This is a genomic window from Actinosynnema sp. NPDC023658 (assembly GCF_040639995.1).
In the GTDB taxonomy this organism is placed as follows: Bacteria; Actinomycetota; Actinomycetes; order Mycobacteriales; family Pseudonocardiaceae; genus Actinosynnema.
Genome location: NZ_JBFAAX010000156.1, coordinates 1 through 12,403, shown reverse-complemented (window position 1 = coordinate 12,403; position 12,403 = coordinate 1). Strand labels below are relative to the sequence as shown.

General features: G+C 67.8%; 10 protein-coding genes and 1 pseudogene. 7 read left to right on the top strand and 4 right to left on the bottom strand.

What is annotated here, in order from left to right; translation table 11 throughout:
• The first annotated feature begins 450 nt into the window (after positions 1 to 450).
• Together AB0G02_RS18275 and AB0G02_RS18270 are read left to right on the top strand one after the other, a co-directional pair.
• Positions 451 to 1,722 carry an SbcC/MukB-like Walker B domain-containing protein gene (locus AB0G02_RS18275; RefSeq protein ID WP_360795471.1) on the top strand — a complete coding sequence of 424 codons (1,272 nt, stop codon included), beginning with the start codon at positions 451 to 453 and terminating at the stop codon, positions 1,720 to 1,722.
• Positions 1,722 to 2,927 (top strand): Wadjet anti-phage system protein JetD domain-containing protein, encoded by a 1,206-nt coding sequence (locus AB0G02_RS18270; protein ID WP_360795468.1) that lies wholly within the window; start codon positions 1,722 to 1,724, stop codon positions 2,925 to 2,927. Before AB0G02_RS18275 ends, AB0G02_RS18270 begins: the two co-directional genes overlap by 1 nt.
• A gap of 575 nt (positions 2,928 to 3,502) precedes the next feature.
• On the opposite strand, the gene AB0G02_RS18265 is transcribed toward AB0G02_RS18270, so the two are convergent.
• On the bottom strand, positions 3,503 to 5,497 hold the full coding sequence (locus AB0G02_RS18265) for a tetratricopeptide repeat protein (RefSeq protein WP_360795466.1): 1,995 nt from the start codon (positions 5,495 to 5,497) through the stop codon (positions 3,503 to 3,505).
• Between the two features lie 430 nt (positions 5,498 to 5,927).
• Between AB0G02_RS18265 and AB0G02_RS18260 the strand changes: the two genes are divergently transcribed.
• The 3 genes and pseudogenes from AB0G02_RS18260 to AB0G02_RS18250 form a co-directional block, all read left to right on the top strand.
• Positions 5,928 to 6,083, top strand: coding sequence for a hypothetical protein (locus AB0G02_RS18260; protein ID WP_360795463.1), 156 nt, complete (start codon positions 5,928 to 5,930; stop codon positions 6,081 to 6,083).
• 165 nt (positions 6,084 to 6,248) lie between these two features.
• Entirely contained in the window at positions 6,249 to 6,968 is a 720-nt protein-coding gene (locus tag AB0G02_RS18255; RefSeq protein ID WP_360795460.1) for an integrase core domain-containing protein, read from the top strand.
• Positions 6,969 to 7,039: 71 nt separating this feature from the next.
• Positions 7,040 to 7,138: pseudogene (locus tag AB0G02_RS18250) on the top strand (hypothetical protein); the annotation flags it as partial.
• A gap of 51 nt (positions 7,139 to 7,189) precedes the next feature.
• Here AB0G02_RS18250 and AB0G02_RS18245 read toward each other — a convergent pair.
• On the bottom strand, positions 7,190 to 7,501 hold the full coding sequence (locus AB0G02_RS18245) for a hypothetical protein (RefSeq protein WP_360795477.1): 312 nt from the start codon (positions 7,499 to 7,501) through the stop codon (positions 7,190 to 7,192).
• Between AB0G02_RS18245 and AB0G02_RS18240 the strand changes: the two genes are divergently transcribed.
• Positions 7,394 to 7,789, top strand: a complete 396-nt coding sequence (locus AB0G02_RS18240) for an integrase core domain-containing protein (RefSeq protein WP_360795474.1) — start codon at positions 7,394 to 7,396, stop codon at positions 7,787 to 7,789. The genes AB0G02_RS18245 and AB0G02_RS18240 overlap by 108 nt on opposite strands.
• A 240-nt stretch (positions 7,790 to 8,029) precedes the next feature.
• Here the strand turns inward: AB0G02_RS18240 and AB0G02_RS18235 are convergent, their stop codons facing one another.
• The gene (locus tag AB0G02_RS18235; RefSeq protein ID WP_360795457.1) at positions 8,030 to 8,521 is read right to left on the bottom strand and encodes a hypothetical protein; all 492 of its coding nucleotides are present in this window, start codon (positions 8,519 to 8,521) and stop codon (positions 8,030 to 8,032) included.
• 98 nt (positions 8,522 to 8,619) lie between these two features.
• Between AB0G02_RS18235 and AB0G02_RS18230 the strand changes: the two genes are divergently transcribed.
• Positions 8,620 to 12,144, top strand: a complete 3,525-nt coding sequence (locus AB0G02_RS18230; protein WP_360795454.1) for a tetratricopeptide repeat protein — start codon at positions 8,620 to 8,622, stop codon at positions 12,142 to 12,144.
• A gap of 7 nt (positions 12,145 to 12,151) precedes the next feature.
• Here AB0G02_RS18230 and AB0G02_RS18225 read toward each other — a convergent pair.
• Positions 12,152 to 12,403 (bottom strand): LuxR C-terminal-related transcriptional regulator (locus tag AB0G02_RS18225; protein WP_360795451.1); only part of this gene is annotated, 252 nt, incomplete at its 5' end.

The following is a 12,403-nucleotide window of genomic DNA, read 5'->3' as shown; positions in this document are numbered from 1 at the left end:
GGGTAATGCTTCATCACCATCTGAACGGGACTCCTGTCCACCCGAATCGTCAGGATCCAAGTGTGTCTGGTGTCCAACATCTGGGGTCAAGTCCCCAGGGCCGGTAGATCCGAACCCCAAACAGCCCCTAGCGCCGAGTTGAACGACCACCCGCCGTTCTGGGCTCGCGGTTCGATCACCCCGACGGGTATGCGCACCGGAGCGCGGAACCGGTTCGTCAAGGACGATCGCCCCCTGCGATACCCGTGGACGGGCTGGGACAACCGCCGACTCCTGCAAGAACTGGCCGACGAGCTGGAGTCGGTGCAGCGGGAAATCCAAGTCGCCGACGCCTCGGCGCAGGACGCCCACAGCCGGTACAACTCGGCCCGTGACCGGTTGGTCGAGCTGCGAGCACTCCGCGCCGAGCTGGCCTGGGACCTGATCGACGCGTCGGAGGCCCTCCGGCGGGTGGAGGAGTTGGAGACACAGCTCGTCCAAGCCAACTCCCCGGAGGTAGCCGAGCTGGACAAGCTGCTCAAGAAGCAGCGTGAAGAGGCGATCAGAACGAGGACAAGGGCTGAGAGGATCAAGGAAGAGCAGTCGCAACTCGACAAGGCATGGGGCGACCTGTGCACCGTCGAGGACCGGGCGAAGGACGTGATCGACGCGGCGGCACCGCTGACCGCCGGGGAACGCGCTGCACTCGCCGCCACCCCGTTCACCAACCCGGTCGACGCCGGGCACGTCGCCGAAACCCTGACGGCGGCCGTCGCACACCTGCGAGACCAGGTCGAGCGGCACATGGACGACCGCAGGAAGTCGGAGGAGGCGGTGCTCGCCCGCATCGCCGCCTACCGGAACCTCGACGACCGGACCGCACGCGAGACCGACGGGACGATCGACTCCCTCCCGTCGCTGCTCGCGATCCACCACCAGCTCGTGACCGACGACCTCCCCCGCGCGAAGGACGCCTGGCTGGCCAAGGTCGACGAGGAATTGAACCGGCAACTGCGCGGGCTCCTCGTCCAAATCGACGACGACGCACAGTCGATCAGGCGCGGACTCGCCCCGATCAACGACGTGCTGCGCCACGTTCCATTCCGCGCGCACGCCACCTTGAGCATCGAACCGGTCGAGCGACCCAGCAGCGACCTCAAGGAGTTCCGCCAGATCATCACCAGGTATACCGGCAACACCCTCGGAATCGACGTCGAACGGGAGGCCGAGCAAGTCGAGAAGTCCTTCACCAGCCTGCGCAAGAACCTGGCCAAGCTGGAGGACAGATCGAGGGCCGGGGACACCTGGCGGCGGCGCGTGTTCGACGCCCGCGAACACGTCGATTTCCGCGCCATCGAAACACGTACCGACGGGGTCAAGGTCGTCCACGACGGCGTCTCGGGGATGAGCGGCGGCGAAGGGCAGGAGCTGATCGCGTTCATCCTCGGCGCCGCCCTGCGGTTCCGCATCGGCGAAGGCCGCGAAGGCCCGCCCAGTTACGCCTCGATCATCTTGGACGAAGGGTTCGTCAAGGCCGACAGCGACTACACCGGTCGGGCGCTGTCGGCCCTGAAGGCCCTCGGTTTCCAGCTGATCGTGGGTGCGCCGAGGGAGAAGGCGACCGCGTTCGAGGGGTACGTCGACTCGGTCGCCTACATCAACGTCGACGTCGCCGACCCCTCGCGTGTTCGCATCTACCCCATGACGATGAGCGAGGCGTTGAGCCTGGAAGAAGGGCAGTGATGAGGAACCCGGAGCATGTGCTCGACCTCGTGCGTACCCGGTACCGCAACGACTGGCGCGACTGGCTGATGCAGGGGCACAGCATCGGGTTGTCGTTCCCCCTCTCCGCGCCCTCTGCCCAGGTGATCGCCCGGAACGCCGACCTTGTCGATCAGTGGGCCCGGGGCTGGCGGACTTGGGCGAGGGCGCACCCCGCCGCGACGCTCCGCTCAGCCTCTCGTCGCACGCTGATCGGTGCCCAGGAGGTCTTCACCCACCTGGACCTCGCCACGGTCGACGACCTCGTGTCCCTCGACCACGACCTCGCCGACCACTGGTCACGGGCGAACGCCAGGTGGGCGAGCCTGCGCATCCTGCCCGGTGGCGTGGTCACCGAGCGGCTGCGTCCCCACCTCCAGCAGATCGTCGATCTGGAGGAGACGGACTTCAGGACGCTGCGCGACGCCATCGTCTGGTTCACCTCGAACCCGCGTTCCGGACTGACGATCCGGCAGGTGCCCGTCGTGGGGATGCACACCAAGTGGCTCGCCCGCAACCGCCGGCTTGTCTTGGCCTGCTTGAACATCGCCCCGCAGGCACGTGCGGTCGACGAATCACGAGACGGGGAGGTGCACCAGGACGACTTGGACCCGCTGGGGCTCAAGGCGCTGCCGGTGCACGTCGACGTGATACTGGCCGACCCCGCGGACCGTGAACTGGTGTGCGGCCTCCGGCACTTCAGCGCACCTTGCCCCGAGATCGCCGCCCTGCCCCTGCACCCCGACACCGTCTTGATCGTGGAGAACAAGGAGTCCGCCTACCTGGTCCCCGACCTGTCCCGGACCGTGATCATCCACTCGCTCGGCAACCACTTGGCCGTGTTGGAGCAGATCGAGTGGCTGAGGGGCGCCCGCCACCTGCACTGGGGAGACCTTGACCGTGCCGGTTTGACCTTGCTGTCACGTGCCCGCGCCCTGCTGCCCAGCCTTCTCTCCGTGCTGATGGACCCGATCACCTTTGAGACGCACAAGACGCTCGCGGTCGACGACACCACACGCGCCGACCCACCGGTTCCCAACCTGACCGACGCCGAGCCCGCGACCCTCGCCGCCCTCACCACAAGGCAAGGCACCCATCTGCGTCTGGAACAGGAGCGCCTTCCACCGCTGTTCGTCCTCGACCAACTCGACCGCGCCATGACTGCGAGCACCCCAGCCTCGCCTTGAGAACCATCCTCCTGCCCGTGGCCCGCGTGGCGACACTGTGCCTGCCGATAACCCCATCCATGCAGGTAGAGGGCGCACCACGAAGCCCAAGGGGAGTCGAGCGTTCGCCGGCACGGCCGCCGTCCGCTGCGACGTCGACCAGCACGGCATGATGACCGGCTGTGCCGCTCCGACTGGCCTACCTCGGCGTGACCAACGCCTTCGCGTTGCTGCACCTGCTACCTACAAGCGACCGGGACAAGCACAGGGATCCTGGCGCTACGGCATCAGATCATGGTCCTGGAACGCCAACTCAGAGACGCCCGTAGACGGTTCTCCCTCGCCGACCAGGTATTCCTCCCGGCCTTGCTGCGTCGCCTCCCAGACGCCTCGCTTCATCGGCTCCGACTACAGGTCCGTCCGAAGACGGTGCTCAGATGGCACTGGGACCTCCTCGCCCACCAGCACGCCGCCAGATCCCTCCCCAATCGGCCCGGCCGACCACGGACAATTCGCTCGATCCGACTCCTGGTGCTGCGCCTGGCTCGTGAAAACCCCACTGGGGCTACCGCCGTATCCATGTGAGAGCCGGGCCCTCATAACGGTGACTTGGCAAGAGGGCCGTCGAGGTCGTCGAGTTGACGTTGTACCCGGGTGGCGTCGTCGCGGCCCTGTTGCCGGTACAGCCGCAGCGCTTCCTCCCACACCGCGCGGGCCCGCCGGTGGTCGCCGAGGGCGGCGAGGGGGTGTCCGAGCCGGTCCAGGGTGTCGGCGCAGCGGTAGGTGTTGCCGAGTTCCCGACGCAGTTCCAGTGCCTGTTCGTAATGGTGGACGGCCCGGTCGTGGTGCCCGTCGCGGTGCTCAACGTAGCCGAGGGTGTCCAGTGTGGCCGCGGTCCCGGAGAGGTGGTCGTGTCGGCGGTGCAGGACCAGGGCGTCCCGGCAGTGGGCGCGGGCGGTGTCGTACTCGCCGAGGCGCGCTGCGCACCAGCCGGCCTGGTTGAGCGCATTGGCGACCCCGACCGGATTGTCCAGGGTGCGGAAGAGTTCCAGAGCCCGAACAGCGTACTGCAGTGCGAGTCGGTCGTCGCCGGCTTGTCCCAGAGCCCGTCCCAGTTCACGGTGGCAGTGGGCCTGTTGGGTGGTGTCGTCGCTGCCCTCGGCCTGGGCGAGGGCGTGGCCGAGGTGTTCGATTCCCGTGTTGTGATGCCCCAGCTCGGTGTGGGCGCGCCCCAGGTGGCGGTGGGCGCGGACGCGGATCGCCGGGGGCAGGTGCGCGCAGACGTCCAGCACGGTCTGCCACGCGACGACCCGGTCGTGCAGGTAGCCCCTGCGCTCGTGGAAGCTGGCCAGCGCCCACGCGAGGTCGGCCACGGTGCGGTACCGACCGCCCTCGGCGGCGGCGCGCTGGGCGGCGATCACGTTGATGTGTTCGGCGTCGAACCAGGCCAGCGCCGTGGCGTCGTCCGCCAGTTCATGGCGATGCGGGGTGTCCACCGGTAGTGCCGGTTGCAGGGGTTGGCGGTGGGGGTTGAGCAAGCGATCGGCGGCGTGAGCGGTGTGCAGGTAGAAGTCGACCACCCGTCGCAGCGCCGTTTCGCCGGCGCCTGCTGGCAGAACTCGTTCGGCAGTGGTGGCGGCGTAGGCGCGGACCAGGTCGTGCATTCGGTGACGGCCACCTTCGTACCGGTCGAGCAGGCTGTGCTCCTCCAGCACGCGCAGGGCTTTGCGCGTCCGCGACTCGGACAGGCCTGCGAGGGCGGCCGCGGCCGACAGGTCGATGTCCGGGCCGGGGATGATGCCGAGCAGCGCGAACACCAGTCGCTGCTGTTCGGTGAGCTGGCGCAGGGACCAGGACAGCACCGCCGGCAGGCTGGCGGCAGGATCGGTGTCGTGGTCGAGCGCTTGTAGACCCAGCTCGCGCAGTTCGGCGGCGAACTCGGCCAGGGGGATGCCGGGGCGGGTGGCGGCGTGGCGGGCCGTGATCGCCAGCGCGAGGGGGTGTCGCCCGCACAGCCTGATCAGTTCGTCGGTCACCTCGAGTTCGGCGGCCACGCGGCGCTCGTCCAGACGCCGGGCCAGCAGGTCCCGGGCCTCGCCGTGGTGGAGCACGTCGAGGGCCAGGTGGCGGGCGCCGTACCGGTCGATCAGGGAAGCCAGCGTGGTGCGGCCGGTGACCAGCACAGTGCAGGTCGGACTGCCCGGCAGCAGCGGCACGACCTGCTCGGCGGTCGCGGCGTTGTCCAGCACCACCAACATCCGTCTGCCCGCGATCAGGCCGCGGTACAGCGCGGCCTGCGCATCCGGCCCGCTCGGGACATGGTCGGGGGCGACGCCGAGAGCGTCGAGCAAGCCGCGCAACGCCTCCGCCGGCGAGATCGGCCGTCCGGTGGGACTGAAGCCGTGCAGGTCGACGAACAGCTGCCCGTCGGGGAACCGGTGCAAGTTGCGATGCGCCCACGTCAGGGCCAGCCAGGTCTTGCCGACCCCACCTGCCCCTCCGATCGCCGAGATCATCACCGCCCCGGACGCCGCCACGCCGTCCGGTGCCCCGACGCCCGCAGCGCGGTCCAACGCGGCCAGCTCCGCCACCCGACCGGCGAACACCCCGGGTGCCGCGGGTAACTGGCGTGGCAGCACCCTCCGCACCGTCTGCTCGACCGTGACCGTCGCGTTCCCGCCCGCTTGGACGACCACCCCGCCGCCCGCCGCGACCGCGCGCTGATCCACTCCGGCCGGGACTCCCCCGTCTCCCGAGGCACCGTCAGCACCCGTGTCCACCACGTTCATCGGTCCGATCCCGCTCGCCCGACCGGTCATCCACCCCGCACACCATCAGACCCACCGCCGACCGAGACACCGTAAAGATGCGGACAAGCCGATCCCCGCGACTGCAAGGACGGCGGGCGTTCGGCTGCGCTGACTGTTCCGGACGCCGCCCTGTGGGGTGCCAGAACTCTGCACTGGCATGTTGAGCTGCGACGATCGCGCGCGCTGGACCTCCCGGGCATGATCATGAGGTGTGGCGTTACGACTGCTGTACCTGACCTTCATCCGGCTCGGTGGCTGGTTGGTCCTGCTCGGCCGGTCCTCCGCGGCCAAGGACGTCGAACTGCCGGTACTGCGGCATGAGGTCGCCGTGCTGCGACGAACCAACCCCGGTCCGCGGCTGGAGTGAGCCGATCGTGCGGTGCTCGCCGCGTTGGTTCGCCGACTCCCCCGACGGCTGCGCGAGCACCGGTTGGTGACACCGGGAACCATCCTGCGATGGCATCGACGCCTGATCGCGAGGAAGTGGACCCATCCCCATCGCACCGGCCGACTGCCGGTCGACGACACCCTCATGACGTTGATCGAGCGCATGGCGCGGGAGAACACCGGCTGGGGCTACCGCCGGATCCAGGGCGAACTGCTCAAGCTCGGCCACCGGGTAACCGCCTCAACGGTTCGCCGCGTGCTCCAGCGCCTGCGAATACCGCCCACACCCCAGCGTGACACCGACCTGTCATGGCGACGATTCCTCCGCGCCCAGGCCACGAGCCTGATGGCCTGCGACTTCCTCCACGCCGACTGCGCCGTCACCCTCAAACGGATCTACGTCTTCTTCGTGATGGAAGTCGCCACCCGCTACGTCCACATCCTCCGCACCACCACCAACCCCAACGGGGCATGGACAACCCAACAAGCCCGCAACCTGCTCATGGACCTCGACGACCGAGCCGACAGCTTCCGGTTCCTCATCCGCGACCGGGCAGGCCGGTTCACCACCTCGTTCGACGCGGCCCTCTCGGCCACCGGCATCCAGGTCGTGAAGATCCCACCACGGTGCCCGCGAGCCAACGCCCACGCCGAGCGATTCGTCGAGACCGCCCGACACGAAGTCACCGACCGACTGCTCATCATCAACGAACACCACCTACGGACAGTGCTGCAGCACTACGCATCCCACTACAACCACCGCCGACCACACCGAGCACACCAGCTCGCACCACCACGATCCGACAGGCCACCAGTAGCGCCGAACTGCACGTCGATACGTCGCCGACCAATCCTCGGCGTCTGATCAACGAGTACGAACCCACTGCCGCCCAACCGCAGGTCAAACCGTGTGGCCGACTATTGGCACCCCACAGGATGAACGCCCACTGCGAACGGGTCATCGGCACCATCCGACGCGAACTCCTCGACCACATCCTCATCACGGGAAAGAACCACGCACGACAAGTCTTCAAAGCCTACGAAGACCACTACAACCAACACCTACCCCACCAGGCCCGCCACCAACTACCACCCGAAGCCCAGCAGCACCCCGCCACGGCGCACGACCTCGACGCCCCGCAGAGTGCTCCGCACCCGCATCCTCGGCGGCCTCATCAACGAGTACAGACATCCCGCCTGACCAGCAGCGATGACTTTTTGAGCGGTACACAGGCAGGCCAATTCACCACCTCGTTCGACGCCGTCCTCGCCGACGCTGGTATCGAAGTCGTGAAAATCCCACCGCGATGTCCGCAAGCCAACGCCCACGCCGAACGGTTCGTCGGCACCGTCAGACGCGAAGCCACCGACCGACTGCTCATCATCAACCAACACCACCTGCGGACAGTGCTGAACCGATACGCGACCCACTACAACCACCGCCGCCCACGCCAAGCCCTGCAACCCACCACCACGACCGCACAAGCCAGCAGCAGAGCCGAGCCGCACGTCGATACGTCGCCGACCAGTCCTCGGCAAACTGATCAACGAGTACGAACCTACAGCCGCCTAACCGCAGGTCAGGCCCCGTGGCCGACTAATGGCACCCTACAGGCCGTGGCCAGAGGGCTGGGCTTGCCGGGAGGATGTCGATCCGACGAGGAGGGCACCGGATCGCGGAAGTAAGGTTCATCTCAGGGTCCGTACCACTGTCGACCGTCAACCGACCCCGGGATGGTCAGCAAGGACATCACTGCGGCAGTATCACGACTTCGGGTTGTTGAAGATCGTAACGCATCTACAGGCAGGTTGCGCGCCGCGATTGCTTGAGCCGCTGTTCGACCGCTTCGGCGGGGCAACGTTGTGTTGATCACGGGTTGATGCCGAGGCGTGCCGTCACACGGGAGTGGACCACGGGAGAAGTATTCACCACGCCACGATGACTAAGGCGACGCCCGCCAACGTGACTAGGCCCGGGAGGATGTACCAGAAGCGGCGCGTGCTGCCCGTCAGCCGCCTGCTCCACCGGTACAGGGGACCGGTCTCGTGGTTGTCGTCGGCGACGGTGAGCAGACTGGCGATGGTCGGCCCGTCGGCGGCCAGGAACTCCTCGTCCAAGGCGGTGCGGACCTGGACCGCACGACGGCGGTTCCGCTCGTACAACTCGGTGTACGAAGCCGCGAACATGAGCCCGAGCGGGCCGATGAGCAGCAGGGCCAGGCCGAGCGGTAGGTCCTTCCGGGTGACGTTTCCGTCGTTGCCGATGACCGCGATCAGGACCGACGCGACCACGATCATGAAGTTCACGACGTTGGAGCGCAGGGTCTCGGCGTGCCGGGCGTGCGTCCGCAGGTCCGAGTACATCCCCCAGAGCAGGTCTTTCCTGGCTTTGGCCGCGTCGGACATCTCGCCGTCCACCACGTCCTCCCCTCTTCACACCCACGAGGCGGATTCATTTGATCATCTGGGGAGTCTAGATTCCCGGCATCGGGCTCGGTCAAGGTCGAGGAGGAGGCATGGGGGAGTTGGCCGAAGGGGGTTTCGAGGGCTTACCGGCGGACCTGCACGACGCGGTGCAGGCGTGGTTCCGGGATGACCAGCACTTCACCGTCAGGTTTCGTAGCTGGTTCGTCGACGGGCGCAGCGGCGAGCCGGTCAGCCGGGTGTTGTATGTCGCGCGCGACGGTAGTAGCGCCGAACCGATGGTCTTGAAGTTCCTCACCGAGGACGGCGACAGGAGGGCCAACAACGTCGACGTCGCCTGGGACCAGTCCGGGACGTTCCGCCCACACTTGGCGGAGCCCCGTCCGCAGAAGATGTTCCTCGAAGGTGGTGCGCGAGGCATCCTCCAGCGCGTCGCGGGCGACCTAGGGCACTTCGGCCCGCTGACCGAACTGCGCGATCGCGAAGACTTCGCCGAGCACTGCGGCGTGATCATCGACTCCGTGGTCAACGGCTGGAACCGTGGGAAGTGGTCGATCCCGGCCCCCGCGCCGACCGTCGGCCAATTGCTGCACGAGGTCGTGCGCAGGCGGTTGGAAGCGGCACGAGAGTGGGCTCGTGGTCACGACATCCCAGTGGACGGCGACGCGCGTCCCGTAAGACTCGACGACGGCCCATCGGTGCCTTACAACCCCTTCGCGCTGCTCGACGGCACCGACGCGGGCCGCGCCGTCCAAGATCTGCTGATCGGCCACGCCCACGGTGACTTGAGCGGCCGCAACATTCTGCTGAACATGCAGGGTGCGGTCGACCCGGAGTCGTTCGTCCTGATCGACTACGACCGGTACTCGCCGTCAGCTCCGCTGGCCCGGGACCCGATGCACCTGCTCGTGGCCTTGGCCCTCGACGGCTTCGACCGTTTGGGGCCGGACTCGCACTCTCCACTCGCGCGGGTCCTGGTACACCCGGACGAGGAAGGACACCCGGCCCTGTTGTCGCCCTTCCGGACGCTCGGCACCATCCTGCGGCTGCGGTCGACGCCCGCGCCGCAGAAGAGCTGGGGCGTCGATTGGCGACTGCAGTGCCAACTGTTCCTGGTCGGAGCCGCACTCGTGCACCTCGGGCGGAACCTGCACGTCAGGGACCAGGACGCAGCCAAGAAGTGGTGCTTCGAAGTGGCATCGCTCGCGGCCGCGTCGGTTGTCACCCAGCTCGCGCCCCCTCCGCCACGAGCCGACCTTCCGAGGATGCCGGTGTCCCGTGCCGAGACCGCGCCCATGGAGGTGGAGGGGCCCACGCCGATCAGGGATCGCAAGGTCGAGCGGCAGGAACTTCGAAACCGGCTGCAGTCCGGTCCGCAGGGCGTCTCCGTGCTGAGAGGCGTGCGGGGTGTAGGCAAGACCAAGCTCCTCGACGTGGTGATCCGAGATTTGACGGCGGGCGGTACGTCGCCAAGGATCCTGCGGCACGAGGCGAACAGCGTGACGAAGCTGGACACTGGCACACTCATCGACTACCTCGACGGCGGTGCAGACCACGAGTCCACATCAGCGGGCCGCTCTTCCCTGGTGCGCTTGGAAGAAGTCCTGCGACGCCTGGGCGACTCGCCGGTCGTCGTCGCGATCGACTCAGCCGAAAACCTTCTCAGCCGCGATGGCAACACGGTCGCCGACCCGCAACTCGACCGGGCCCTAGAGATGCTGGCGACCAAGGAGGGTCACTCGGTGACCGTCCTGCTTGTCTCGCAGGAAAAACCGAAGTCGTCAACGTTCGGGACCTGGCCTACGGCGCAGTCTGCGGTTGTGCTCGACAGCCTGCCGCAGGAGGACTTCTTCGCCTACCTGGCGAGCATGGATCACCGCGGACGACTCGATCCCACGTTGCTGACCCGCGAAATGCGGGCGAAGCTGTACGAGGTCATGGGGGGCAACCCGCGGCACGCCGAACTGGCACACGCGGTCGTCGTCGCGGACTCCGGGTTCGACCTCGCCGCGCTCGCGTCGTTCCTGACCGAGAACCGTACCCCGGACGTGTCGAGTCAGCTGATGCGCCTGCTGCTCGAATTCGGGAGCGACGTTCGACTCAAAGTGCTCCGGACCGTCGCAGCCTTCGACACCGCGGTGCCGGTCGACGCCGTCCTGGCGCTGCTCCGCGACGAGCCGAAGGCACTCGGCGCCCTGTCGGCACTGGTGACCGATCGCATCGTGTACCGCGTTGACCGCCACTGCTACCTACCACCGGCCGACCGTACCTTGATCATGAACGCGATGTCGAAGCCGGAGCGAGTCAGGCTGTATTACGCCGCCGCCCGAGCGCTGCGCGCCTTCCAGGTCCGCGAACCGCGCACCGTCGACGACCTCCGCCTGCACATCGCGGAACTCAACGCGTTCCTGTGCGCCGGTGAGCACGCGTCGGCCCACGAGTCGATCGTGGAGATCGACTCGTTCCTCCGCCGGTGGAACTGCAGCCATCTGCTGTTAGAGCAGCGCAGGGCGGTCGTAAGCAAACTCGGAGATGAGCACGACGAGCTGGAGAACTTGAACGCCCTGGCCGACATCCACCTCAGACTCCGCCAGTTCCCCGAAGCCGACGAAGTCTTCGGCCGGGCGCTGCGCGAGGTCGTCGGGTGGGAGGACGACGTGCGCGCGATGAAGCTGAACTGCACCTTCGCCGCCATGTACTGGCAGCAGGGTGAGACAGACCTGGCGTTGGGCAGGTACGAACACGTTCTTGACCAGGCGTTGCGTGGTGACCACCCCGAGGTCCTGGCCATCTCGCGTGAAGGAATCGCGAAGTGCCTGCGGCGCAAGGGGCGGCACGAGGAGGCGATCCGGCAGGGCGTGGAGGTGCTCACACAGTACGCGCGAGACGACTTCCCCGACACGCCTGACGCGCGGACCGATGCGGCGCTGCGCAGCATCGTCATTGCGCTGGAGGTAGCGCGCTGGCAGGGGGAACTGGGCCGTGACGCCGAGGCGGAAGGCTTCGTCACCCGCGCCCGGGCCATCGAGGACAGCCGACCCGACGACCGGCTCCGCGGCGCGTGCCTGGGCGGGCTCGCGGACCTGCACCTCGACCGCGGGGAACTGGGCTTGGCCGAGGATCTGGCACTGCGGGCCGTGGACCTCGCAATGCGGCACCAGGACTCGGTCGTGTTACTGCAGGCGCGGACCACGCTGGCCTTCGCCTATCTGCGCCTGGGCTCGCGGCCGGATGCGTGGCGCGAGATCGACCTGGCCGCGCACCACCGCATCCCCGGTCAGTCGCTGATCGTGCTGGCGTTGTGGGCGTTGGCCGCTCACCAACAGGGTGACCGCGCCAGCGCGGACAGCCGGTTCAGGCTCCTCGTCAACGAGACTACGGCTCGCGTCCTGACGGACAAGGAGGACTTCGCCGCACACGACCTCAAGGGTTATGCCCTCTGCGGTCTGCACCTCGGCGGCGGGGCCGACCTGGGCGGTGCGGTCGAGGCGTTCCGCTCGGCGGGCAAGCTCCGGAGCCGAGCACACGTTCTGGCCGACCGGATGCGGTTGATGCTGGAACAACTCGACCTGGGTGACGCCCTCCACCCGGTGCTCGACGTTCTGGACGGTCGGTGAGCACTCGTCAGAGCCAACCGGACTCCCGCGCACGGATGATCGCCTCCAGCCGGCTACCGACCCCCATCCGGCGGTACAAGCCGTTAAGCATGCGGTACATCGCTCGTTCCGAGTAGCCCGCGTGCGCCGCGACCTGCGCCACGGTGCCGCCCGTCGCAAGCCGGCGCAACCACGTGAGTTCGTCGGCGTCGAGGGCTTCGGAGGGTGTCCCGACCTCGGTCACGGAGAAGCCGCGCGTGTTCGCCACGCTCACCGCCCC

Coding starts and splice junctions, on each gene's coding strand:
- AB0G02_RS18270 (WP_360795468.1), top strand. CDS start 1,722: ATGAGGAACCCGGAGCATGTGCTCGACCTCGTGCGTACCCGGTACCGC.
- AB0G02_RS18255 (WP_360795460.1), top strand. CDS start 6,249: ATGACGTTGATCGAGCGCATGGCGCGGGAGAACACCGGCTGGGGCTAC.
- AB0G02_RS18230 (WP_360795454.1), top strand. CDS start 8,620: ATGGGGGAGTTGGCCGAAGGGGGTTTCGAGGGCTTACCGGCGGACCTG.